General features: G+C 70.3%; 20 protein-coding genes. All 20 read right to left on the reverse strand.

Annotated features, from left to right (window positions below):
• Positions 1-20: 20 nt before the first annotated feature.
• Complete coding sequence (gene atpA / locus ABT232_RS05995) at positions 21-1613, reverse strand: F0F1 ATP synthase subunit alpha (RefSeq protein ID WP_351836485.1); 1593 nt, start codon at positions 1611-1613, stop codon at positions 21-23.
• A gap of 138 nt (positions 1614-1751) precedes the next feature.
• Positions 1752-2567: a F0F1 ATP synthase subunit delta gene (locus tag ABT232_RS06000; protein WP_351836487.1), complete on the reverse strand. Its 816-nt coding sequence runs from the start codon at positions 2565-2567 to the stop codon at positions 1752-1754.
• On the reverse strand, positions 2564-3115 hold the full coding sequence (locus ABT232_RS06005) for a F0F1 ATP synthase subunit B (protein ID WP_351836490.1): 552 nt from the start codon (positions 3113-3115) through the stop codon (positions 2564-2566). Before ABT232_RS06005 ends, ABT232_RS06000 begins: the two co-directional genes overlap by 4 nt.
• A 44-nt stretch (positions 3116-3159) precedes the next feature.
• Entirely contained in the window at positions 3160-3396 is a 237-nt protein-coding gene (locus ABT232_RS06010; protein ID WP_030042676.1) for an ATP synthase subunit C-like protein, read from the reverse strand.
• Between the two features lie 78 nt (positions 3397-3474).
• On the reverse strand, positions 3475-4296 hold the full coding sequence (atpB, locus tag ABT232_RS06015) for a F0F1 ATP synthase subunit A (RefSeq protein WP_351836493.1): 822 nt from the start codon (positions 4294-4296) through the stop codon (positions 3475-3477).
• A gap of 225 nt (positions 4297-4521) precedes the next feature.
• Entirely contained in the window at positions 4522-4959 is a 438-nt protein-coding gene (locus ABT232_RS06020; protein ID WP_351836495.1) for a Cg1360 family ATP-synthase-associated protein, read from the reverse strand.
• Positions 4960-5246: 287 nt separating this feature from the next.
• Positions 5247-6563, reverse strand: coding sequence for an MraY family glycosyltransferase (locus ABT232_RS06025; protein ID WP_351836498.1), 1317 nt, complete (start codon positions 6561-6563; stop codon positions 5247-5249).
• A gap of 129 nt (positions 6564-6692) precedes the next feature.
• On the reverse strand, positions 6693-7931 hold the full coding sequence (gene glyA / locus ABT232_RS06030; RefSeq protein WP_351836501.1) for a serine hydroxymethyltransferase: 1239 nt from the start codon (positions 7929-7931) through the stop codon (positions 6693-6695).
• A 65-nt stretch (positions 7932-7996) separates the two neighbouring features.
• Complete coding sequence (locus ABT232_RS06035; RefSeq protein ID WP_351836503.1) at positions 7997-8647, reverse strand: arsenate reductase/protein-tyrosine-phosphatase family protein; 651 nt, start codon at positions 8645-8647, stop codon at positions 7997-7999.
• A 52-nt stretch (positions 8648-8699) separates the two neighbouring features.
• Complete coding sequence (locus tag ABT232_RS06040; RefSeq protein ID WP_351836504.1) at positions 8700-9347, reverse strand: L-threonylcarbamoyladenylate synthase; 648 nt, start codon at positions 9345-9347, stop codon at positions 8700-8702.
• Between the two features lie 52 nt (positions 9348-9399).
• A complete protein-coding gene (prmC, locus tag ABT232_RS06045) occupies positions 9400-10245 on the reverse strand; it encodes a peptide chain release factor N(5)-glutamine methyltransferase (RefSeq protein ID WP_351836507.1) in 846 nt (281 codons plus the stop codon).
• Between the two features lie 33 nt (positions 10246-10278).
• Positions 10279-11355: a peptide chain release factor 1 gene (gene prfA / locus ABT232_RS06050; RefSeq protein ID WP_351836510.1), complete on the reverse strand. Its 1077-nt coding sequence runs from the start codon at positions 11353-11355 to the stop codon at positions 10279-10281.
• Positions 11356-11463: 108 nt separating this feature from the next.
• On the reverse strand, positions 11464-11685 hold the full coding sequence (gene rpmE, locus ABT232_RS06055; protein ID WP_351836513.1) for a 50S ribosomal protein L31: 222 nt from the start codon (positions 11683-11685) through the stop codon (positions 11464-11466).
• Positions 11686-11846: 161 nt separating this feature from the next.
• A complete protein-coding gene (locus tag ABT232_RS06060) occupies positions 11847-12995 on the reverse strand; it encodes an LCP family protein (RefSeq protein ID WP_351836516.1) in 1149 nt (382 codons plus the stop codon).
• 211 nt (positions 12996-13206) lie between these two features.
• The gene (locus ABT232_RS06065) at positions 13207-15036 is read right to left on the reverse strand and encodes a trypsin-like serine protease (protein ID WP_351836519.1); all 1830 of its coding nucleotides are present in this window, start codon (positions 15034-15036) and stop codon (positions 13207-13209) included.
• Positions 15037-15168: 132 nt separating this feature from the next.
• Positions 15169-17181 carry a transcription termination factor Rho gene (gene rho, locus ABT232_RS06070; RefSeq protein WP_351836522.1) on the reverse strand — a complete coding sequence of 671 codons (2013 nt, stop codon included), beginning with the start codon at positions 17179-17181 and terminating at the stop codon, positions 15169-15171.
• A 406-nt stretch (positions 17182-17587) separates the two neighbouring features.
• Positions 17588-18517, reverse strand: coding sequence for a homoserine kinase (gene thrB, locus ABT232_RS06075; RefSeq protein ID WP_351836525.1), 930 nt, complete (start codon positions 18515-18517; stop codon positions 17588-17590).
• A 254-nt stretch (positions 18518-18771) separates the two neighbouring features.
• Positions 18772-19830, reverse strand: coding sequence for a threonine synthase (gene thrC, locus ABT232_RS06080; RefSeq protein WP_351836527.1), 1059 nt, complete (start codon positions 19828-19830; stop codon positions 18772-18774).
• 6 nt (positions 19831-19836) lie between these two features.
• On the reverse strand, positions 19837-21129 hold the full coding sequence (locus ABT232_RS06085) for a homoserine dehydrogenase (RefSeq protein WP_351836530.1): 1293 nt from the start codon (positions 21127-21129) through the stop codon (positions 19837-19839).
• 150 nt (positions 21130-21279) lie between these two features.
• Entirely contained in the window at positions 21280-22671 is a 1392-nt protein-coding gene (lysA, locus tag ABT232_RS06090; protein WP_351836533.1) for a diaminopimelate decarboxylase, read from the reverse strand.
• Between the last annotated feature and the right edge of the window lie 5 nt (positions 22672-22676).

Raw genomic sequence — 22676 nt, forward strand, 5'->3', positions numbered from 1 at the left:
AGTCAGGTCCCTTCCTTACGTCACTTGGCGGCAGCGGCCGGAGCGTCCTCGCCGAGCAGCTTGCCGTCCGAGGTCTCGAACTGCTTCTTGAACGCGGCGATGGCGTCGGCGACGGCCTGGAGGGTGTCGTCCGACATCTTGCCGCCCTCCCGGATGGAGGTCATGAGGCCCTGCTCCTGGCGGTGCAGGTACTCCAGCAGCTCCTTCTCGAAGCGGCGGACGTCGGCGACGGGGACGTCGTCCATCTTGCCGGTGGTGCCGGCCCAGACGGAGACGACCTGGTCCTCGGTCGACATCGGCTGGTACTGAGCCTGCTTCAGCAGCTCGACCATGCGCTGACCGCGCTCCAGCTGCGCCTTGGACGCGGCGTCCAGGTCGGAACCGAAGGCGGCGAACGCCTCCAGCTCACGGAACTGGGCGAGGTCCACGCGCAGACGGCCGGAGACCTGCTTCATCGCCTTGTGCTGCGCGGAACCACCGACTCGGGAGACGGAGATACCGACGTTCAGCGCGGGGCGCTGACCGGCGTTGAACAGGTCCGACTCCAGGAAGCACTGGCCGTCGGTGATGGAGATGACGTTGGTCGGGATGAACGCCGAGACGTCGTTGGCCTTGGTCTCGACGATCGGCAGACCGGTCATCGAGCCGGCACCCATCTCGTCGGAGAGCTTGGCGCAGCGCTCCAGGAGGCGGGAGTGCAGGTAGAAGACGTCACCCGGGTAGGCCTCACGGCCCGGCGGGCGGCGCAGCAGCAGCGACACGGCGCGGTAGGCGTCGGCCTGCTTCGACAGGTCGTCGAAGATGATCAGGACGTGCTTGCCCTCGTACATCCACTGCTGGCCGATGGCCGAGCCGGTGTAGGGGGCGAGGTACTTGAAGCCGGCCGGGTCGGACGCCGGGGCGGCGACGATGGTCGTGTACTCCAGCGCGCCGTTCTCCTCCAGCGCGCGGCGGACCGACGCGATGGTCGAGCCCTTCTGGCCGATGGCGACGTAGATGCAGCGGACCTGCTTCTTCGGGTCGCCCGAGCGCCAGTTGTCGCGCTGGTTGATGATCGTGTCGACGGCCAGGGCGGTCTTGCCGGTCTGGCGGTCACCGATGATCAGCTGACGCTGACCACGGCCGATCGGGGTCATCGCGTCGACGGCCTTGTAGCCCGTCTCCATCGGCTCGTGCACCGACTTGCGCTGCATGACCGTGGGGGCCTGCAGCTCGAGGGCGCGGCGGCCGGACGTCTCGATCTCGCCGAGGCCGTCGATCGGGTTGCCGAGCGGGTCGACGACGCGGCCGAGGTAACCCTCGCCCACCGCGACGGAGAGGACCTCGCCGGTGCGCGTGACCGGCTGACCCTCCTCGATGCCGCTGAACTCACCGAGGACGATGGCGCCGATCTCGCGCTCTTCCAGGTTGAGCGCGAGGCCGAGGGTGCCGTCCTCGAACTTCAGCAGTTCGTTGGCCATGGCCGAGGGCAGACCCTCGACCTTCGCGATGCCGTCGCCGGCAAGGGTGACCGTACCGACCTCCTCGCGCGAGGCCGCGTCCGGCTTGTACGACTGGACAAAGTTCTCCAGCGCGTCCCGGATCTCCTCCGGCCGGATCGTGAGCTCCGCCATCTGGGTTCCCTGCTCTCCTTGTTGGGCCCGAAGTTTCACTTAGGGGGTCTGGGGGCGACCCCCAGGAATCCTCTGCACGGCCCAACCGGGCCGTAAGTACGTACTGCGTGTTCAGTTGCCGCGGGTACCGCGTCGCCGTCAGCCGGCCAGCCGGCGCTCGGCGTCCCCGATGCGGTCCGCGACGGAGCCGTTGATGACCTCGTCGCCCACCTGCACCCGGATCCCGCCGATGACCGTCGGGTCCACGTCGAGGTTCAGGTGCATCCGACGGCCGTAGAGCTTCGCGAGGGCGGCGCCCAGGCGCTGCTTCTGCGGGTCGCTCAGCGGCACCGCCGAGGTGACGACGGCGACCATGCGGTCCCGGCGCTCGGCGGCGAGCTTGGACAGGGACTCCAGTCCCGCTTCCAGGCTACGTCCCCGCGGCGCGGTCACGAGGCGGGTCACCAGACGCTCGGTGGTGGCGTCGGCACGGCCGCCGAGCAGGCTGCGCAGCAGCTCGCTCTTGGCCGCGGTGGTGGCCTTGCGGTCGGTCAGCGCGGCGCGCAGCTCGGTGCTGCCGGAGACGATCCGGCCGAACCGGAACAGCTCGTCCTCGACGTCGTCGAGCCTGTTCGCCCGCTGGGCGGCGGTGAGGTCGGCAGTGTTCGCCAGCTCCTCCAGCGCGTCCACCAGGTCGCGCGACTGCGACCAGCGGGAGCGCACCATGCCGGCCAGGAGGTCAGCGGTCACGCCGCCGACCTGGCCGCCGAGCAGCCGTTGGACCAGCTCGGCCTTGGCCTCACCGGCCTGCGCCGGGTCGGTGAAGACCCGACGCAGCGACACCTCGCGGTCGAGCAGCGCGGTCACCGCGGCCAGCTCGTCGGCGAGCTGCGCCGCGTTCACGGACGTGGAGTCCGTCAGCGCGTCAAGACGCTCACGTGCGGCTGCCAGGGCCTCGCGGCTCGCTCCGTTCATCGAGCCGCCTCGGCCTTCTCCTCAAGCTCATCGAGGAAACGGTCGATCACGCGGCTCTGCCGGGCGTGGTCCTCGAGGGACTCTCCGACGAGCTTGCCGGCCAGGTCGGTGGCCAGCTTGCCGACGTCCTGGCGCAGCGCGGACGCGGCGGCCTTGCGGTCCGCCTCGATCTGCGCGTGACCGGCGGCGACGATCTCCTCGCGCTGCCGCTGGCCTTCCGCGCGCATCTCGGCGATGAGCGTGGCTCCCTGCTCCTGCGCCTCCTGGCGCAGACGCGCGGCCTCGTGACGGGCCTCGGCGAGCTGAGCCTTGTACTGCTCGAGCACGCTCTGGGCCTCGGTCTGGGCGGCCTCGGCCTTCTCGATACCGCCCTCGATGGCCTCGCGGCGCTGCTCCAGAACCTTGTTGATGTTCGGGAGGAGCTTCTTGGCGAGGAAGCCGAAGACGATGACGAAGGCGAGCAGGCCGATGACGAGCTCAGGGATCGGCGGGATGAGGGGGTTCTCCGCCTCCCCCTCGGTCGCCGCCAGAATGAGCAGCTGGCTCATGTCGTTGCCTTTCGTCTGGATTGCTGGTCGTCAGCCTGAGGTGATCAGGAGCCGTAGACGAACGGCATGACCAGACCGATCAGGGCGAGCGCCTCACAGAAGGCGAAGCCCAGGATCTGGTTGGCGCGGATCAGGCCGGCCGCCTCGGGCTGACGGGCGAGAGCCTGCGTACCGTTACCGAAGATGATGCCGACGCCCACGCCGGGGCCGATGGCGGCAAGGCCGTAGCCGATGGAGCCGAGGGCCTTGAGGTCACCGGTGACAGCGGCAAGAGTAGACATGCCAGTTCTTCCTTCTCTTTCAAGGACCGGTGGGGGTTGGCCACCGGACGTCTGCGGGGGTTCGAAAGTGGCGGGTGCTCAGTGGTGCTCGGCGAGCGCGCCCTGAATGAAGGTGCAGGTCAGGAGCACGAAGACGTACGCCTGAAGGGCCTGGACGAAGAGCTCGAAGGCCGTCATGACGATGACCATGATGAACGAGACGCCGGCGTAGGCGATGCCGATGCCGTTCAGCAGGTACCAGCTGGCGATCGTGAAGAGCAGCAGCAGGGTGTGGCCCGCGAACATGTTGGCGAAGAGTCGCACCGCGTGCGTGAACGGCCGGACCACCAGGTTCGAGAAGAACTCGATGACCATGGCCAGCGGCAGAACCGGGCCGAGCTCCTTGTTGTAGCCCGTGAAGTTCTTGAACGCGCCGACGAAACCGTGCCGCTTGAAGGTCAGCGAGACCCACAGGATGTAGACGATCAGGGCGAGCACCGCCGGGTAGGCGATGATCGAGGTGACCGGGAACTGGGCGACCGGGATGATCGACCACAGGTTCATCATCCAGATGAAGAAGAAGAGCGAGACGACCAGCGGTACGTACTTCTCGCCTTCCTTCTTGCCGATGGTCTCGTAGACGACTCCGCGCCGGATGAAGTCGTAACCGGCCTCGGCGACCATCTGCAGCTTGCCCGGGACGACCTTCGGCTTGCGGAAAGCAGCCCAGAAGAAGCCGATGACGATGACGGAGCCGAGCAGCGCCAGCAGCATCGTCTTGTTGAAGTACACGTTGCTGTCCGCGTCGCCCCAGAGGGGCTCGAACAGGAACGAGTGCAGGCCGGGAGCCGGGAAGCCACAGCCGTCGAAGATGTGGCAATCGGTCTCGAAGGCGAGCACCTGCGTCGGGTCAGCACTCACCGCGGGCTCCTTCAGCGTGGCGCATGGGTACGGCAACCTCGTTGTGTCGGCGCGGCGCGCAGCCGCGGTTCGGCACTGGACTGGTGTTTCTGGTGTGGGGGCGGCGGTTCGGCGTCGAGCCTCGCGATGGAACAGGCGTCAGCTCGGATGCCCGCGCCCGCAGTGCCGCAGTTGGCACCGGACGATAGCAGCTTGTCGAACGCGTCCTTATCCCGGCCCTACCCCTCACGACGAACGGCCCGTCTTCTCGGACTTGCTGTCCGCCGAGGAGTCGGGTTCGACGTAAAGGATCTTGCTCTTCATGTGCGCGACCGTCTGCGAGCCGATCCACGCCAGGGTGGTCGCGACAAGCGTGATGGCGAACGCCCGCGGGTTGAACAGCGTCGTGTTCTTGAAGGCGGCGAGGAAGATGAAGAGCAGCAGGATCTGAGCCGCGTACAGCATCAGGCCCATCGCTTGGAACAGGTGCGGAAGCGATTTGGCAGTGCGCTGGAGGACCAGCAGGCCGATGCCCATGAAGAGGATCGTCACCAGCGCGGCCACGAGAGATCCCACGGCCCCCTTGCCACCGGCCACCACTCCGCTGACGACGGCGGCTACAGCGCCGACGGCGGCTGTGGGCACAGCAGCCTGGGCCAGGATCCGGACGTCGTTGGACGGCATGGCGGCAACTCCGCTTTCAAAGGGGGCAGGGGTGTCGTCATGGACGAGCGTAGTCCCCGGGCTGAGACAGAGACTCACGCCGGTGGACCGTCGCACTGCGGTCCTTCGGCTCTATCCGGGGTTCTCGTGAACGGTATCACAAACTATTTGATGAGGTCTTTACCTGCTTGGTGTGCTGGCTGTCACACATGAGAGTGATGCCGCGCGTCTGTGCAGAAACCCAGCCGACTTGTCTGGTATTGAGCCGCTTCGCTCCCCCACGACAAGGCAATGCTTTAGTCAGATTCTTACCTTGAGAACCGCGAACGGGGGCCCACGGCGGTCGCCCCGTTGACACCGGAGACCCCGGCCGCCACGGGAGTACGGGCCTCCTGCTCCGCCGACGCCGCTTCCGCCGGCTCCTGCGCGAGGCCCGGCCCGGAGTCCACGGCCGGCTTGCGGCGCCGGTAGCGCGGCGGCACGAAGCGCTCGGCCCAGACGGGCGCGCGCGGCGTGAAGCGCGGCAGCAGCAGCAGCACCAGACCGATGGCGCTCAGTACCACCACACCGAGCACGATCCACATGGACGCGGAGTTCACGGAGTACGTCAGCGCGCCGAAGGCGATCAGCGCCGACCAGAAGTACATGATCAGCACCGAGCGGCTGTGCGAGTGGCCGATCTCCAGCAGCCGGTGGTGCAGATGCCCGCGGTCCGCGGCGAACGGCGACTGGCCGCGCCAGGCACGGCGCACGATCGCCAGGATCAGGTCGGCGGCCGGGATCGCGATGATGGTCAGCGGCAGCAGCAGCGGGATGTACACCGGGACCGTCTGGTGCACGGTGTTGCGCTCGGACCCGGAGAACAGGTTCATCACGTCCGGGTCCACCTGCCCGGTCACCGAGATCGCGCCGGCCGCCAGCACCAGGCCGATCAGCATCGAGCCCGAGTCCCCCATGAAGATCCGCGCGGGATGCATGTTGTGCGGCAGGAAGCCCAGGCACATGCCCATCAGGATCGCCGCGAACAGCGTGGCCGGGGCGGCGGCCTCGATGCCGTACGAGTACCAGATGCGGTACGTGTACATGAAGAACGCGGCGGACGCGATGCACACCATGCCGGCCGCCAGGCCGTCCAGCCCGTCGACGAAGTTGACCGCGTTGATGGTGATCACGACCAGCGCCACCGTCAGCAGGGTGCCCTGCCACTGGGTCAGCGCGACCGTGCCGACACCCGGAACCGGCAGCCACAGGATCGTCAGACCCTGCATGACCATCACACCCGCGGCGATCATCTGGCCGCCCAGCTTGATCAGGGCGTCGATCTCGAACTTGTCGTCCAGGACGCCGATCAGCCAGATCAGCGCGGCCCCGGAGAGCAGCGCGCGGGGCTCGTTGGACTTCTCGAAGACCTGGTTCAGGTTGGTCAGGTGGTCGGCGACCAGCAGACCGGCGCACAGCCCGAAGAACATCGCGATCCCGCCGAGCCGCGGCGTCGGTTCCCGGTGCACGTCCCGGGCCCGGATCTCCGGCATCGCGCCCGCCACGATCGCGAACTTCCGCACCGGCCCGGTCAGCAGATACGTCACCGCGGCCGTGACGCAGAGCGTCAGCAGGTATTCACGCACGGGCTTCCCCACAGGTCTCGCTGGCCATCTCAGCCCCACACCCTAGCGAGGGACGCATATGTGTGAGGACTTACGGGTAGCGACGATGGTTGCACGGGTGGCTGTGCACGGAAGTGCGTCTACCCCCGCTCAGCGCGGATACGGCGGAAATCGGCCCGTCAGCTCCCGCACTTCCTCACGCACCGCCTTGGCCCGCGCGGGCTCCCGCACCGCCGTCGCCAGCAGGACCGCGATCCGCGCCATCTCCACCGCGCCCATCCCCTGCGTCGTCACCGCCGCCGTGCCCAGGCGCAGGCCGCGGGCGTCGTCGTGCGGCAGGGCGCAGCAGTCCACGATCAGCCCGGCCGCGGCCAGCCGGCCGCGGGCGGTACGGCCGTCGACGCCCAGCGGGGCCGGGTCGGCGATGATCAGATGGGTGTCCGTACCGCCGGTGGTGACGGCCAGGCCCTCGTCGGCCAGCGCGGTCGCCAGACCCCTCGCATTGGCGACCACCTGATGGGCGTACGCGGTGAACGCCGGAGTTGCCGCCTCGCCGAACGCGACGGCTTTCGCGGCGATGGTGTGCATCTGCGCGCCGCCCTGGGTGAACGGGAACACGGCCCGGTCGACGCGCTCGGCCAGCTCGGCGCCGCACAGGATCATCCCGCCGCGCGGACCGCGCAGCACCTTGTGCGTGGTGGCGCACACGACATCGGCGTACGGCACCGGATTCGGCGCCGCTCCCCCGGCGACCAGCCCGATCGGGTGCGCGGCGTCCGCGATGAGGTACGCGCCGGCCTCGTCGGCGATCTCCCGGAAGAGGGCGTAGTCGTGGTGCCGGGGATAGGCGATGGAGCCGCACACGATCGCCTTGGGGCGGTGGGCGCGCGCCAGGGCCCGCACCTGCTCGTGGTCGACGAGCCCGGTCTCGCCGTCGACGCCGTACCCGACGAAGTCGAACCAGCGGCCGGAGAAGTTGGCGGGAGAACCATGGGTGAGATGACCGCCGTACGGCAGTCCGAGGGCGAGGACGGTGTCGCCGGGCCGCAGCAGCGCGGCGTAGGCGGCGAGCACGGCCGACGACCCGGAGTGCGACTGCACGTTGGCGTGCTCGGCGCCGAACAGCGCCTTCGCCCGCTCCACCGCGATCCGCTCGGCGACGTCGACGATCTCGCAGCCGCCGTGGAAGCGGGCGCCCGGATAGCCCTCGGCGTACTTGTTGGCAAGGGCCGAGCCGAGTGCGGCCAGCACGGCGGGCGAGGTGAAGTTCTCGGCGGCGATCAGCTGGAGCGTCGTCGACTGCCGGTCCAGCTCCCCGAGCAGCACCTCGGCCAGCTCGGGGTCCTGAGCGCGCAGGACATCGGTCTCGGACACAGGGGTGACCGTCATGGTGGGCTCCGGGCGTCGACGGTGACGTACGTCCAATGTAGGCCCGGCCCCCGCACCCCGCCCGGCTATTGCATCCGCGCGGGTACGCCGGTCAGCGCCGTCACCACCGGATCGAGCGCCTGGTGTATCTCGTCGCCGATGGAGCGGAAGAACGGCAGCGGCGCGCCGTACGGGTCGTACACCTCGTCCGCCTCCGCCGTCGGCGCCAGCAGCCAGCCGCGCAGGGCGGCGGCCGCGCGGACCAGGGCGCGGGCGCGCATCACCACCCCGTCCTCCAGGGGAGGCAAGGTCGCGGGGTCTATGGCGCGCACCAGGCGGGTGAACTCCTTGAGGGTGAAGGTGCGCAGGCCCGCCGAGTGGCCCATGGAGATGACCTGGGCGCGGTGGTCGCGGGTCGCCGTCAGGACCAGGTCGGCCATGATGACGTGCTCGTCCAGCAGCTCCCGGCCGACGAACCCGGAGGCGTCCGCGCCGAAGTCGGCCAGCACCGCCTCCGCGTTGGCCTCCATGGGCGCGCCCTCGTGTCCCCAGGTGCCCGCGCTCTCCACGATCAGCCCGCCGCCCAGCACGCCGAGCCGCTGCGACACGAAATGCCGCGTCAGCCGCTCGGTGATGGGCGAGCGGCACACATTGCCGGTGCTGACGTGGAGGATGCGGAAACTGTCCCTCGGGAAGCCGAAGGTCGTCGTCTCTTCCCCGCTGCCTATGCCGCGCATGGGGGTCCCCCCTGGTCGAGCGCGGCCGGGAGCTCGGAGGACTCGGGGGCTGTCAATTCGCCACCTCGAGGTCGGGTACGACCTTCCGCAGCTCCTCCGCGGACAGCGCGCCCGCGCGCAGCAGCAGCGGCACCTCGCGGGTGACGTCGACGATCGAGGACGGCACGTTGCCGGGGGTCGGGCCACCGTCCAGGTAGACGGAGACGGAGTCGCCGAGCATGCCCTGCGCGGCGTCGCAGTCCTCCGGCGCCGGGTGGCCGGTGAGGTTCGCCGAGGAGACGGCCATGGGGCCGACCTCGGTCAGCAGCTCGATGGCGACCGGGTGCAGCGGCATCCGCACCGCGACCGTGCCGCGGGTGTCGCCGAGGTCCCACTGGAGGGACGGCTGGTGCTTGGCGACCAGCGTGAGCGCGCCCGGCCAGAAGGCGTCGACCAGTTCCCAGGCCAGCTCGGAGAAGTCCGTGACGAGGCCGTGCAGGGTGTTCGGGGAGCCGATGAGGACGGGCGTGGGCATGTTGCGGCCCCGGCCCTTGGCCTCCAGCAGGTCTCCGACGGCCTCCTTGGAGAAGGCGTCGGCGCCGATGCCGTACACGGTGTCGGTCGGGAGGACCACCAGCTCGCCACGGCGGACGGCGGACGCGGCTTCGCGCAGACCGGTCACGCGGTCGGTCGCGTCGTTGGTGTCGTATCGCCGTGCCATATCTAGCGGGCCTCCTCGTACACGTGCTTCAGAGAAAGAGTCGGGGTGGTGCTCACGGCAGCGCCTTGCGGGCGGTGGCGAACCGCGGGCGGTTGTTGAGGTCGGGGTGATCGGCCGCGTCGGCCCATCCGCGTTCCTCGGTGAAGATCCACGGCACCTGGCCGCCCTGGGTGTCGGCGTGCTCGATCACGACGACGCCGCCGGGGCGCAGCAGCCGGTGCGCGGTGCGTTCCAGGCCGCGGATCAGGTCCAGGCCGTCCTCGCCGGAGAACAGCGCCAGCTCGGGGTCGTAGTCCCGGGCCTCGGGGGCGACGTACTCCCACTCGGTGAGCGGGATGTACGGCGGGTTGGAGATGACCAGGTCGACCTGGCCGTCGAGGTCGGGGAAGGCGGTCAGCGCGTCGCCCTGGCGCAGGTCGACGCGTGAGCCCTCCACGTTCTTGCGGGTCCACACCAGGGCGTCCTCGGACAGCTCCACGGCGTGCACCCGGGAGCGCGGCACCTCCTGGGCGAGCGCCAGCGCGATGGCACCGGAGCCGGTGCACAGGTCGACGATGCACGGCTCCACGACGTCCATGGCGCGCACGGCGTCTATGGCCCAGCCGACGACCGACTCGGTCTCCGGCCGGGGCACGAACACGCCGGGTCCGACCTGGAGCTCCAGGTACCGGAAGAACGCGCGGCCGGTGATGTGCTGGAGCGGCTCGCGCTGCTCCCGGCGCGCGACGACCTCCCAGTAGCGGGCGTCGAAGTCGCTGTCCTTCACGGAGTGCAACTCGCCCCGCTTCACACCGTGCACGAACGCGGCGAGCTCCTCCGCGTCGGTGCGCGGCGAGGGCACGCCGGCGTCGGCCAGCCGCTGGGTGGCCTGGGCCACCTCTGCGAGCAGCAGGTTCACGCTCGTCCTCCGTGTGGGTACTGGGTACGTGCCTTACGCGGCTGCGAGCTTGGCGGCCGAGTCCGCGTCGACACAGGCCTGGATCACCGCGTCGAGGTCGCCGTCGAGGACCTGGTCCAGGTTGTAGGCCTTGAAGCCGACGCGGTGGTCCGAGATGCGGTTCTCCGGGAAGTTGTACGTACGGATCTTCTCGGAGCGGTCGACGGTGCGGACCTGGCTGCGGCGGGCGTCGGCGGCCTCCCTCTCCGCCTCCTCCTGCGCCGCTGCGAGCAGCCTGGAGCGCAGGATACGCAGTGCCTGCTCCTTGTTCTGCAGCTGGCTCTTCTCGTTCTGGCAGGAGGCGACGACTCCGGTGGGAAGGTGGGTGATGCGCACCGCGGAGTCGGTGGTGTTGACGGACTGGCCGCCGGGGCCGGACGAGCGGTAGACGTCGATCCGCAGGTCGTTGGGGTTGATCTCGACGTCGACCTCCTCCGCCTCGGGGGTGACGAGCACGCCCGCCGCGGAGGTGTGGATACGGCCCTGCGACTCGGTCGCCGGCACCCGCTGCACGCGGTGCACACCGCCCTCGTACTTCAGCCGGGCCCAGACGCCCTGGCCGGGCTCGGTGGCGCCCTGGCCGCCCTTGGTCTTCACGGCGACCTGGACGTCCTTGTAGCCGCCCAGCTCGGACTCGGTGGCGTCGATGATCTCGGTCTTCCAGCCGACCCGCTCGGCGTAGCGCAGGTACATGCGCAGCAGATCGCCGGCGAACAGGGCGGACTCGTCGCCGCCGGCGCCCGCCTTGATCTCCAGGATCACGTCCTTGTCGTCGCTGGGGTCGCGCGGGACGAGCAGCAGGCGCAGCTTCTCGGTCAGCTCCTCGCGCTGCTTCTCCAGCTCCTTGACCTCGGCCGCGAAGTCGGGGTCGTCGGCGGCGAACTCGCGGGCGGTCTCGGTGTCGTCGCCGGTCTGCTTCCAGGAGCGGTACGTGGCGACGATCGGCGTGAGCTCGGCATAGCGCTTGTTGAGCTTGCGCGCGTTGGCCTGGTCGGCGTGGACCGACGGGTCCGCGAGCTTCTTCTCCAGGTCGGCGTGCTCGACGACGAGCTCCTCGACGGCCTCGAACATCTGTGGCTCCTGTGGGGCGTGGAAAGGTGAAGTGGGCGGCGACCAAAAACGCCGGTCCCGGCACGCCCGCGGAGGGGGCGTGACCGTGGACCGGCGAAAAGGGGCTCGCTACTTCTTGGAGCCGGCAGCCTTGCCGAAGCGGGCCTCGAAGCGGGCCACACGGCCACCGGTGTCGAGGATCTTCTGCTTGCCCGTGTAGAACGGGTGGCACTCGGAGCAGACCTCGGCCCGGATGTTGCCGGACGCGATGGTGCTACGGGTGGTGAACGAGGCGCCGCAGGTGCAGCTGACCTGCGTCTCGACGTACTCGGGGTGGATCTCGCGCTTCAAGGTGTCTCCTAGTTTCGGGAGGGCGCCGGGTCGCCGCCGCGGGATGCGGAAGCGTGAACCGGAGCCGACGTACCAGTCTGCCAGGACTGGGGCCATCCCCCAAAACCGGGGGAGGCCCCCGGATATTCCGCGCCGCCCGAACAGGGCCGCCCGCGGGGTCGTCAGCGCGGCTGTCCGGCGCTCACGACGCCCTTGGCCTCACCGGTGGCCGTTCCCTCCGTCGCCGACCCGGGGATCGGCCGGTCGTTCCTCAGGGCCGTCCAGACCTGCCGGGCCTTGGTCTCCTCCAGCAGGACGCGGTTGGGGTCGGCGGGGTCGTAGACGACCGGCATGGTGACCATCGTCATGCCGGAGGCGCCGATGCCCTCGAGGCCGCTCGCGAAGGACATCAGGGAGTTCACCGAGCCGAGGCCGGAGTCGGTGGTCACGGCCCTGGTCGCGGTGTCGGCGAGGGCGTACAGCTTCTTGGGGCTGCCGAACAGGTCGATCCGGTCGATCTGGTCGAGCAGTGCCTTGAGGAACGCCTGCTGGAGCTGGATCCGGCCGAGGTCGGAGCCGTCGCCGACGCCGTGCCGGGTGCGGACCAGGCCGAGGGCCTGCTCGCCGTCGAGGCGGTGGGTGCCGGCCTTCAGGTCGAGGTGGCTGTCGGGGTCCTGGATGGCCTCGGTGGTGGTGACCTCGACGCCGCCCAGTTCGTCGATCAGCTTCCGGAAGCCGCCGAAGTCAACCTCCAAATAGTGGTCCATGCGGAGGCCGGTCAGCGTCTCGACCGTCTTCACCGCGCAGGCGGCGCCGCCGGTGGAGTACGCGGAGTTGAACATCACCTCGGAGGCGGCCGGATGGGTGTCGCCGTCGGAGTCGGTGCAGGCGGGGCGGTCGATGAGGGTGTCGCGCGGGATCGACACCACGCTGGCCTTCCGATGCCCCTCGTGGACGTGCACGATCATCGCGGTGTCGGAGCGGGCGGTGCCGTCGTCGGCGCCGCCGCCGAGCGCCCGGTTGTCGCCGGAGCGGGTGTCCGAGCCGAGGACCAGGATGTTCTCCGAGCCGTTGTCCGCCTTGCCGGGGCGGTCGGTGCCGAGGACCTGGTCGATGTCGATGCTTCTGAGATTGCCGTTGAGCTTGAAGTAGACGTACCCGACACCGGTGCCGCCGAGCACGACGATGCCCGCCGCGGTCCAGGCCGTGATCAGCAGCCCCTTGCGGCGCTTGCCCCGGGGCTTGCGGCGGCCGGATCCGGCGCGGCGGCGCGGACCGCTGGTGCCGGTCTCGCCCGCGGTACCGGGCCCCGGCGTGCTGTCGGCAGACATGTGCTCCTCGGCTCTCTCCGGTCGGCTACCCCCTGCGGTGGCGGTCAGACTCGGCCGTCCCTCGACGACCCGGTACCGCTCATCGTCGCCCCGCCGGTCCGGCGGGGAAACTCGGCACAGCGTCGCATGACGCACTGTGCCCACCCGGGGCTCGGGTGGGCACGGTGCGTAGCCGGCGGGAGCGGAGGGGTTCCTCCGCTCACCTGCTGTCTCAGCCGAAGATGTCGTACTGCTTGAAGTCGGTGCCGACGGAGATCCGTGTGGCGAAGATCTCGCTGGTGGCCTTGCCGGTGCCCTTGTAGAGGTAGAGCGTTCCGCCGGGCGTACGGGCCAGGAAGTCGGCCTTGCCGTCGCCGCTGATGTCGCCGACCGCGTCGAAGGCGTTGTACCCGCTCCAGGTGCGGACCTTGATCCTGCTCGCGAAGGCGCCGGTGCCCGCCTTGCCGGTGCCCTTGTACAGGTACACGTAGCTGCCGGACGAGCTGCGGGCGATCAGGTCGGCCCTGCCGTCGCCGGTGAGGTCGCCGTGGCCGCGCACCGAGTTGTACTGGTTCCAGCCGGAGCCGGCCTTGACCCGGGTGGCGAAGGTGCCGTTGCCCTTGCCGGGGTAGATCCACAGCACGCCGGCGGAGTCGACCGAGAGCAGGTCGGGCAGGTAGTCGCCGGTGACGTCGCCGGGGGTCAGGATGCGGGTGCGGGTCTTCCAGTTGTCGGCCAGGCGCTGGGTGGACCAGGAGTCGCTGGTGCGCACGTAGTGGGCCCAGAAGACGTCGCCGTCGCTGCTGCGGCGGTAGACGAGGTCCTGGTAGCCGTCGCGGTCGAGGTCGCTCTGCAGGACGACGTTCACGCCGTCCCAGTTGCCCCAGGTCTCACGGGCCGCGAACGAGCTGCCGTTGGAGTTCTTGGAGTAGCCGGTCCGCGTGGCGGCGTTGCGCACCCACAGGTCGGCCTTGTGGTCGCCGCTGATGTTGGTGTCGTCGATGCGCGGGTAGACGGCGCCGACGTAGGCGCCGGCCCGGGCGAAGACGCTGTAGGCGCCCTTGGCGACGCAGTCCTCCACGCCCCAGGAGACGATGCCGACGATCCGGTTGTTCACGACCAGCGGCCCGCCGGAGTCGCCGTTGCAGGCGGTGGTGGTCCCGGCGTCGCTGCCGGTGGCGGGCTGGCCCGCGCAGACCATGTGGCCCTTGACGAAGTCGGATCCGTACGCGGCGGCGCAGGTGGTGTCCGACTGGACGGGCAGCGTGGCCGCCTTCAGCGTCTCGGAGATGTTGTCGTGGGTGGAGCTGGTACGGCCCCAGCCGTAGACCTTGGCGCTGGTCCCGGCGGCGTACGAGGCGGTGTCCGCGGCCGTCGTCATCCGGATCGGCGTCGCCTTGACCGCGTTCGGCAGGGTGAGGACCGCGATGTCGTTGTCGATGGTCACCGGGGAGTACGTCGGGTGGCTCCACTGCCGCCAGACGCCGCTGATGCTGCCGCCGTGCAGGTCGGTGATGTAGCCGTCGGCGTCGACGGAGGGCAGCTGCGCGGTGCCGGTGATCACCGAGCCGTGCGCGTACCAGTTGTACCCGGCCACGCAGTGCGCGGCGGTGAGGATCTTCGTCGGGGCGACGACCGCGCCGCCGCAGAAGAAGCCGACGTCGTCGGAGGTGTCGGCGGTGCCCTTGTCGTCGCCGTACCAGAGCTGCGCCATCCACGGGGCCGAGGCGATCGTCGTGGTGGTACCGCCGATGATCTTGGCGTCGATGGTGGGCGAGGGCTCGGTCCCGGCGGTGCTCGCGCTGAGCGCCGACCTGCTGAGCGCGGTCTCGCCGGCCGTGTCGTCGCCGGCGATGGCGGTCTCGAGGCGCTGCTGGAGCTCCGCCGTCGACGGCGAGCTGACGGCGGGCTGCACGGTGGGCCGCGGCAGCGCCGTGGCGGCGTCCGCGGAGGTGGTCAGCAGCGCGGCGGCGACCGCGGCGGCGAGCCCGGCCGCACCGACGGGCAGCCCGATGCGTATCCGGCGTCTGTGGCGACCGCCGCCGGAGGTGGACGTGGACAAGGAGAATCCCCCCAGGGATGCACGAGTGGACGGGGCGGCCTGACGCACCCCTTCTCCTCAGCGCCAAAAGGCCGGTCCCCGTCACAGCAGTGACGGGGACCGGCCTCGAAGCGAGCCGTCGGCCGCGGCCGGCTAGTCGCCGTTGCCGGGGGTGGGCGTCGTCTTCTGGATCTGCATCAGGAACTCGGCGTTCGACTTGGTCTGCTTCATCTTGTCGAGAAGCAGCTCGATCGCCTGCTGCGAGTCCAGCGCGTGCAGCACCCGGCGCAGCTTCCACACGATGCCCAGTTCCTCGGCACCGAGCAGGATCTCCTCCTTGCGGGTACCGGACGCGTCGACGTCCACCGCCGGGAAGATGCGCTTGTCGGCGAGCTTCCGGTCGAGCTTGAGCTCCATGTTGCCGGTGCCCTTGAACTCCTCGAAGATCACCTCGTCCATGCGGGACCCGGTGTCCACCAGGGCGGTGGCGAGGATGGTCAGCGAGCCGCCGTCCTCGATGTTGCGGGCCGCACCGAAGAAGCGCTTCGGCGGGTACAGGGCGGTCGAGTCGACACCACCGGACAGGATGCGGCCGGAGGCGGGCGCGGCGAGGTTGTACGCACGGCCCAGACGCGTGATGGAGTCGAGCAGCACGACGACGTCGTGGCCCAGTTCCACCAGGCGCTTGGCGCGCTCGATGGCGAGCTCGGCGACCGTGGTGTGGTCCTCGGCCGGACGGTCGAAGGTCGAGGAGATGACCTCGCCCTTGACCGACCGCTGCATGTCGGTGACCTCTTCCGGACGCTCGTCGACCAGGACGACCATCAGGTGGCACTCGGGGTTGTTGTGCGTGATCGCGTTGGCGATCGCCTGCATGATCATGGTCTTGCCGGTCTTCGGCGGGGCCACGATCAGACCGCGCTGACCCTTACCGATCGGCGACACCAGGTCGATGATGCGGGTGGTGAGCACGCCCGGGTCGGTCTCCAGACGGAGCCGGTCCTGCGGGTACAGCGGCGTGAGCTTGTTGAACTCCGGCCGCCCGCGGCCGTGTTCGGGCGCCATGCCGTTGACGGAGTCCAGGCGGACCAGCGCGTTGAACTTCTCGCGCCGCTCGCCCTCCTTCGGCTGGCGGACCGCACCGGTGATGTGGTCGCCCTTGCGCAGGCCGTTCTTGCGGACCTGGGCGAGGGAGACGTACACGTCGTTCGGACCGGGCAGGTAGCCCGAGGTGCGGATGAACGCGTAGTTGTCGAGGATGTCCAGGATGCCCGCGACCGGGATCAGGACGTCGTCCTCGGCGATCTGCGGCTCCGGGGCGATCTCGTCGCGGCCACGGCGGCCGCGGCGGTCGCGGTAACGGCCCCGACGGCCGCGACGGCCGCCGTCGAAGTCGTCGTCGTCCTGCTGCTGGCGGTCGCGGTCCTGGCGGCCCTGCTGCTGGCTCTGCTGCTGGCGCTGACCCTGCTGGTCGTCGCCCTTGCGGCGGTCACCGCGGTCAGCGCGGTCGCCACGCTCGCCGCGGTCGCGCTCGCCGCGGTCCCGGCCGCGCTCGCGGCGGTCACGGCGGCGGCCCTCGGCGCCGTCACCGGCGTCGCCCTTGGCGTCGTTCTGCTGCGGCTGCTGCGCCGGCGTCTCGGCCTTCGGCTCGCTCTTCGCCTCGGCGACGATCGTCTCGGGGGCCGCGGAAGGGGCGCCCGCCTCGGCGGTGGCACGGCGGCGGCGGCGCTCGGCGGGAGCGTCGTCCCCGCCACGCTCGGCGGCCGGCTGGCCGGGGATCTCGATCTGCTGCTGGGCCACGGCCTTCTCGGCCGGGGCCTCGGACTTCTCCGCCTTCTTCGCGGCAGCCTCGTCGCCCGTACGGGCCTTGGAGGTGGCGCGGCGCTTGGGCTTGGCCTCGGTGGCGGTCTCGGCCTTGGCGGGGGCTCCCCCGGCGGCCTGCGCCTCCTTGATGACCTCGATCAGCTGGCTCTTGCGCATCCGCGCGGTGCCCCTGATGCCGAGGCCGGATGCGACCTGCTGCAGCTCGGCCAGCACCATGCCCTCGAGGCCGGTACCGCGGCGCCGCCGGGAGCCGGCACCGGTGGCAGGCGCGGAGGCGTCCGTGGCGGGCGCGGCAGCGGTCTCCTCGACACGTGCGCCCATCAGATCGGTGGTGTCGCTCACGAAGGGTCCTTCCCTGGAGCGGACGTCGGCCTGTCTGGCTCGGCGACCGGTTGTGCTGTCCGGCTTCGGTCCTTGCTGTGTGAACCGTGCCGGGGCGGTGGTCCGCCTAAGCGGCGGAAGAGATATCTGGTGATGGCGCTTCCTCGAGCCGTGGCACCCAGTGTCACGTGGCGTGGTCGCACCGGTTCCGGAGCGTGCCCGGCGGGCCGCTCAGTGTCGACGTACGACGTACTGCCCGCATACGGGGTACGAGACACAGTGCGGCTTGGGGGGCTCCCGGAAGAATGTCTGTCCCGGACGGGGACACGAGGCACCTCGCCATGGTGGGGTCGGGTGCAGACTTGAGGTTAACACTACCGGATCCAACAAACATTCCCCCTCTCCAAATCCGGCAATCGGCCGCTCTTTAATTCACGCCGCCGGTCGCGAGCGGCAATACGCTCGCGCCGTGGACATCGAGGGCCAGCCGGTTCGCCGCCCAGTCCGCACCGGCCAGCGCTTCCACCTTGTCCGCCGATTCCGCGTCGGCCAGGGCCATCACCGTGGGCCCGGCTCCCGAGATCACCGCGGGAATTCCGTCCGCGCGCAGCCGTTCCACCAGCGCGGCGCTCTCCGGCATGGCGGGGGCGCGGTACTCCTGGTGGAGGCGGTCCTCGGTGGCGGGCAGCAGCAGCTCGGGGCGCCTGGTCAGGGCCTCGACGAGCAGCGCGGCGCGGCCGGCGTTGGTCGCGGCGTCGACGTGCGGGACGGTGCGCGGGAGCAGTCCGCGCGCGGTCTCGGTCAGGACCGGTTTCCCGGGCACGAAAACCACCGGAACGATGGAATCGGCGGGGTCCATCCTGATCGCGCGGGCGGCGCCGTTCTCCATCCAGGACAGGGTGAAGCCGCCCAGCAGACAGGCCGCGACATTGTCGGGGTGGCCCTCGATCTCGGTGGCGAGCTCCAGCAGCGCCGCGTCGTCGAGCCTGGCCTCGCCGCCTATGGTCACGGCGCGCGCCGCGACGATGCCGGCGCAGATGGCGGCGGAGGAGGAGCCCAGGCCGCGGCCGTGCGGGATGCGGTTCGCGCAGACGATCTCCAGGCCGCGCGGCTGTCCGCCGAGCAGGTCGAAGGCGGCGCGCAGGGAGCGGACGAGCAGGTGCTTCTCGTCGCGGGGAAGCGTCTCGCTGCCCTCACCCGCGATGTCGATGTGCAGCCCGTGGTCGGCCACCCGGACGACCACGTCGTCGTACAGACCCAGCGCGAGGCCCAGGGCGTCGAAGCCCGGACCGAGATTGGCGCTGGTGGCGGGGACGCGCACCCGGACGGCGGCGGCGCGGAACGCTGGACCGGCCATCGCTCGATGACTCTCCTTGAGCTGCGTGATTGTCGAAGACATTCGATGACGTACGAGAACCCGGGCGCTGATCACGAGGACGGCGCGGCACCGCGGCATATGCGGCGGGCGGGTTCGGTACAGCCTATCGAAGGAAGGTTCTGTGGCGACATAGGGCGCACAGGAGGCGCACGATGCGTGTCGCGAGCCCCCTGTGCACCCGCCTCGGACAACTTCCCCGGGCAAGCGCCGTCCTACGCCTGACGTGGCGCTGGTTACGCCAGACCGAGGCGTTCGGCGGCCGTCGCCGCGTCGACCGGGACGGTGACCGGCTGCGGAGCGCCGGCGACGGCCCAGTCCGGGTCCTTCAGGCCGTTTCCGGTGACCGTGCAGACGATCCGCTGGCCCGGGTCGACCTTGCCCTGCTCGGCCGCCTTCAGCAGACCGGCCACCGACGCGGCGGAGGCGGGCTCCACGAAGACGCCCTCCTGCGCGGCCAACAGCCGGTAGGCGCGCAGGATCTCACGGTCCGTCACCTCGTCGATGAGGCCGCCGGACTGGTCGCGGGCGTCGATCGCGTGCTGCCAGGAGGCGGGGTTGCCGATCCGGATCGCGGTGGCGATGGTCGACGGGTCCTTGACGACCTCGCCGCGCACGATGGGCGCCGAGCCGGAGGCCTGGAAACCCCACATACGGGGCGTACGGGCGGAGACGCCGTCGGCGGCGTACTCGGTGTAGCCCTTCCAGTAGGCGGTGATGTTGCCCGCGTTGCCCACCGGGAGGACATGGATGTCGGGGGCGTCGCCGAGCATGTCGACGATCTCGAAGGCGGCCGTCTTCTGGCCCTCGATACGCACCGGATTGACCGAATTGACCAACGCGACCGGGTAGTTGTCGCTCAGCGCGCGGGCCAGCGTGAGGCAGTCGTCGAAGTTGCCGTCGACCTGGAGGATCTTCGCGCCGTGCACCAGGGCCTGGCCCATCTTGCCCAGCGCGATCTTGCCCTGCGGGACGAGCACGGCCGACACCATGCCGGCCCGGACGCCGTAGGCCGCGGCGGAGGCGGAGGTGTTGCCGGTGGAGGCGCAGATGACGGCCTTGGCCCCCTCCTCCTTCGCCTTGGAGATGGCCATGGTCATACCGCGGTCCTTGAAGGACCCGGTCGGGTTGGCGCCCTCCACCTTGAGGTGGACCTCGCAGCCCGTGCGCTCGGAGAGCACCTGCGCGGGCACGAGGGGCGTACCGCCCTCGCGGAGCGTCACGACCGGCGTGGTGTCGGATACCGGCAGCCGGTCCCGGTACTCCTCGATGATTCCGCGCCACTGGTGGGTCATTGCTGGTTACTCTCCTTCAACCCGCATGATGCTGGCGACACCGCGCACGGTGTCGAGCTTGCGCAGCGCCTCGACGGTCCCGGTGAGGGAGGCGTCGGACGCGCGGTGGGTGACGACGACGAGGGAGGCCTCGCCGTCCTTCCCCTGCTGGCGAACCGTATCGATCGAGACTCCGTGCTCGGCGAAGACGGTCGCGACCTGGGCGAGAACACCCGGTTTGTCGGCCACGTCCAGGCTGATGTGGTACCGCGTGACGACCTCGCCCATGGACGAGACCGGCAGCGCCGCGTACGCGGACTCGCCGGGTCCGGTGGTGCCGCTGAGCCGGTTGCGGCAGACGGCGACGAGGTCGCCGAGGACCGCGGAGGCGGTGGGCGCGCCGCCGGCGCCGGGGCCGTAGAACATCAGCTGGCCGGAGGCGTCCGACTCGACGAAGACCGCGTTGTAGGCGCCGCGCACCGAGGCGAGCGGGTGGCTCAGCGGGATCATCGCCGGGTGCACGCGCGCGGTGACGGACCCGCCGTCGGCGGCCCGCTCGCAGATGGCGAGCAGCTTGATGGTGCAGCCCATCTCCTTGGCGGAGGCGAAGTCGGCGGCCGTCACCTCGGTCATGCCCTCGCGGTAGACGTCGTCGAGGCGGACCCGGGTGTGGAAGGCGATCCCGGCGAGGATGGCGGCCTTGGCGGCGGCGTCGAAGCCCTCGACGTCGGCGGTCGGGTCGGCCTCGGCGTAACCGAGCGCGGTGGCCTCGTCGAGCGCCTCCTGGTAGCCGGCGCCCGTGCTGTCCATCTTGTCGAGGATGAAGTTGGTGGTGCCGTTCACGATGCCGAGCACCCGGTTGACCTTGTCGCCGGCGAGGGACTCGCGCAGCGGGCGGATCAGCGGGATGGCACCGGCGACGGCGGCCTCGTAGTAGAGGTCCTTGCCCTGCTCGTTCGCGGCCGCGTGCAGCGCGGCGCCGTCCTGGGCGAGGAGGGCCTTGTTGGCGGAGACGACGGAGGCGCCGTGCTCGAAGGCGGTGGTGATCAGGGTGCGGGCGGGCTCGATGCCGCCGATGACCTCGACCACGACGTCGATGTCGCCGCGTTTGACGAGGGCGGTGGCGTCGGTGGTGACGAGGGAGGGGTCGATGCCCTCGCGGACCCGGTCGGGGCGCCGCACGGCCACGCCCGCCAGCTCGACGGGCGCTCCGATCCTGGCGGCGAGGTCGTCGGCGTGCGTCGTCATGATGCGCGCCACCTCTGAGCCGACCACTCCACAGCCCAGCAGCGCCACCTTCAGCGGACGCGTACGCATCATCCGACCTCGTTTCCTCATACCGTCTTCGGTTTCACCAGTCTCACTCACCGGACCGCAGTTTCTGCCACTGGTCCGGATCGTGAGACGTCTATTTCATTTTCGCAGGGGCGTCGGACCGGAGATCTTCCGCCCCGCGACCCGCGATGCCGCTCAGCCCACGTCGAGCCGCAGCAGGTCGTCCTCCGTCTCCCGGCGGACGATCACCCGCGCCTCGCCGTCCTTCACGGCGACGACCGGCGGGCGCAGTACATGGTTGTAGTTGCTGGCCATGGAGCGGCAGTACGCCCCGGTGGCCGGTACGGCGATCAGATCGCCGGGGGCCAGGTCCGCCGGCAGGAACGCGTCCTTCACCACGATGTCACCGCTCTCGCAGTGCTTGCCGACGACCCGCGCCAGCATCGGCGCGGCGTCGGAGGCGCGGGAGACCAGCGACACGCTGTACTCGGCGTCGTAGAGCGCGGTACGGATGTTGTCGGACATGCCGCCGTCGACGGAGACGTACGTCCGCAGCCCGTCGAGCGGCTTGATCGTGCCGACCTCGTAGAGCGTGAAGGCGGTCGGCCCGACGATGGCCCGTCCCGGCTCGACGGAGATGCGCGGAGTGCGCAGCTTGGCCGCCTCGCACTCCCGGGTGACGATCTCGGTGAGCGCCTTGGCGATCTCGTGCGGCTCGCGCGGGTCGTCGTCGCTGGTGTACGCGATGCCGAGGCCGCCGCCGAGGTCGATCTCGGGCAGCTCGACGCCGTGCTCGTCGCGGATGTCCTTCAGCAGCCCGACCACGCGGTGCGCGGCGACCTCGAACCCGGACATGTCGAAGATCTGCGAGCCGATGTGGCTGTGGATCCCGATCAGCTCCAGCCCGTCCAGCTGGAGCGCCCGCCGCACCGCCTCCGCGGCCTGCCCGCCCGCCAGCGGAATGCCGAACTTCTGGTCCTCGTGCGCGGTCGCGATGAACTCGTGCGTGTGCGCCTCGACGCCCACGGTGATACGAATCTGCACCCGCTGCCGCTTGCCCAGCTCCCGCGCGATGTGCGCGACCCGCGCGATCTCCTGGAAGGAGTCGAGCACGATCCGCCCGACACCGGCGCGGATGGCCCGCTCGATCTCCGCCGGGGACTTGTTGTTGCCGTGGAAGGCGATACGGTCGGCCGGCATCCCGGCGGACAGCGCGGTGGCCAGCTCACCGCCCGAGCAGACGTCGAGGTTCAGCCCCTCCTCGTGCAGCCACCGCACCACGGCACGGGACAGGAACGCCTTGCCCGCGTAGAAGACGTCGGCGTCCTGCCCGAAAGCGGTGCGCCAGGCCCGCGCCCGGGACCGGAAGTCGGCCTCGTCGACGACGTAGGCGGGGGTGCCGAACTCCTCGGCGAGGCGCTTGACGTCGATCCCGCCGACGGTGAGGACACCGTCCTCGTCGCGGGTCACCGTCTGCGCCCACACCTTCGGATCGAGAACGTTGAGGTCGGCGGGCGGCGCCGAGTAGTGACCCTCGGGGAGGACGTCGGCGTGCCGGGGCCCGGCGGGGTGTGCGGAACGGCTCATGACTT

The sequence above is a fragment of the Streptomyces sp. NPDC001532 genome (assembly GCF_040298625.1).
Taxonomy (GTDB): Bacteria; Actinomycetota; Actinomycetes; order Streptomycetales; family Streptomycetaceae; genus Streptomyces.

What these genes read in the sequence shown, in the direction of transcription:
- ABT232_RS06020 (WP_351836495.1), bottom strand. Translation starts at nt 4,959, where the DNA reads ATGCCGTCCAACGACGTCCGGATCCTGGCCCAGGCTGCTGTGCCCACA.
- thrC (WP_351836527.1), bottom strand. Translation starts at nt 19,830, where the DNA reads ATGACCCACCAGTGGCGCGGAATCATCGAGGAGTACCGGGACCGGCTG.
- ABT232_RS06060 (WP_351836516.1), bottom strand. Translation starts at nt 12,995, where the DNA reads ATGTCTGCCGACAGCACGCCGGGGCCCGGTACCGCGGGCGAGACCGGC.
- prfA (WP_351836510.1), bottom strand. Translation starts at nt 11,355, where the DNA reads ATGTTCGAGGCCGTCGAGGAGCTCGTCGTCGAGCACGCCGACCTGGAG.
- ABT232_RS06085 (WP_351836530.1), bottom strand. Translation starts at nt 21,129, where the DNA reads ATGATGCGTACGCGTCCGCTGAAGGTGGCGCTGCTGGGCTGTGGAGTG.
- ABT232_RS06005 (WP_351836490.1), bottom strand. Translation starts at nt 3,115, where the DNA reads ATGAGCCAGCTGCTCATTCTGGCGGCGACCGAGGGGGAGGCGGAGAAC.
- glyA (WP_351836501.1), bottom strand. Translation starts at nt 7,931, where the DNA reads ATGACGGTCACCCCTGTGTCCGAGACCGATGTCCTGCGCGCTCAGGAC.
- lysA (WP_351836533.1), bottom strand. Translation starts at nt 22,671, where the DNA reads ATGAGCCGTTCCGCACACCCCGCCGGGCCCCGGCACGCCGACGTCCTC.
- ABT232_RS06010 (WP_030042676.1), bottom strand. Translation starts at nt 3,396, where the DNA reads ATGTCTACTCTTGCCGCTGTCACCGGTGACCTCAAGGCCCTCGGCTCC.
- thrB (WP_351836525.1), bottom strand. Translation starts at nt 18,517, where the DNA reads ATGGCCGGTCCAGCGTTCCGCGCCGCCGCCGTCCGGGTGCGCGTCCCC.
- ABT232_RS06035 (WP_351836503.1), bottom strand. Translation starts at nt 8,647, where the DNA reads ATGCGCGGCATAGGCAGCGGGGAAGAGACGACGACCTTCGGCTTCCCG.
- atpA (WP_351836485.1), bottom strand. Translation starts at nt 1,613, where the DNA reads ATGGCGGAGCTCACGATCCGGCCGGAGGAGATCCGGGACGCGCTGGAG.
- ABT232_RS06000 (WP_351836487.1), bottom strand. Translation starts at nt 2,567, where the DNA reads ATGAACGGAGCGAGCCGCGAGGCCCTGGCAGCCGCACGTGAGCGTCTT.
- ABT232_RS06040 (WP_351836504.1), bottom strand. Translation starts at nt 9,347, where the DNA reads ATGGCACGGCGATACGACACCAACGACGCGACCGACCGCGTGACCGGT.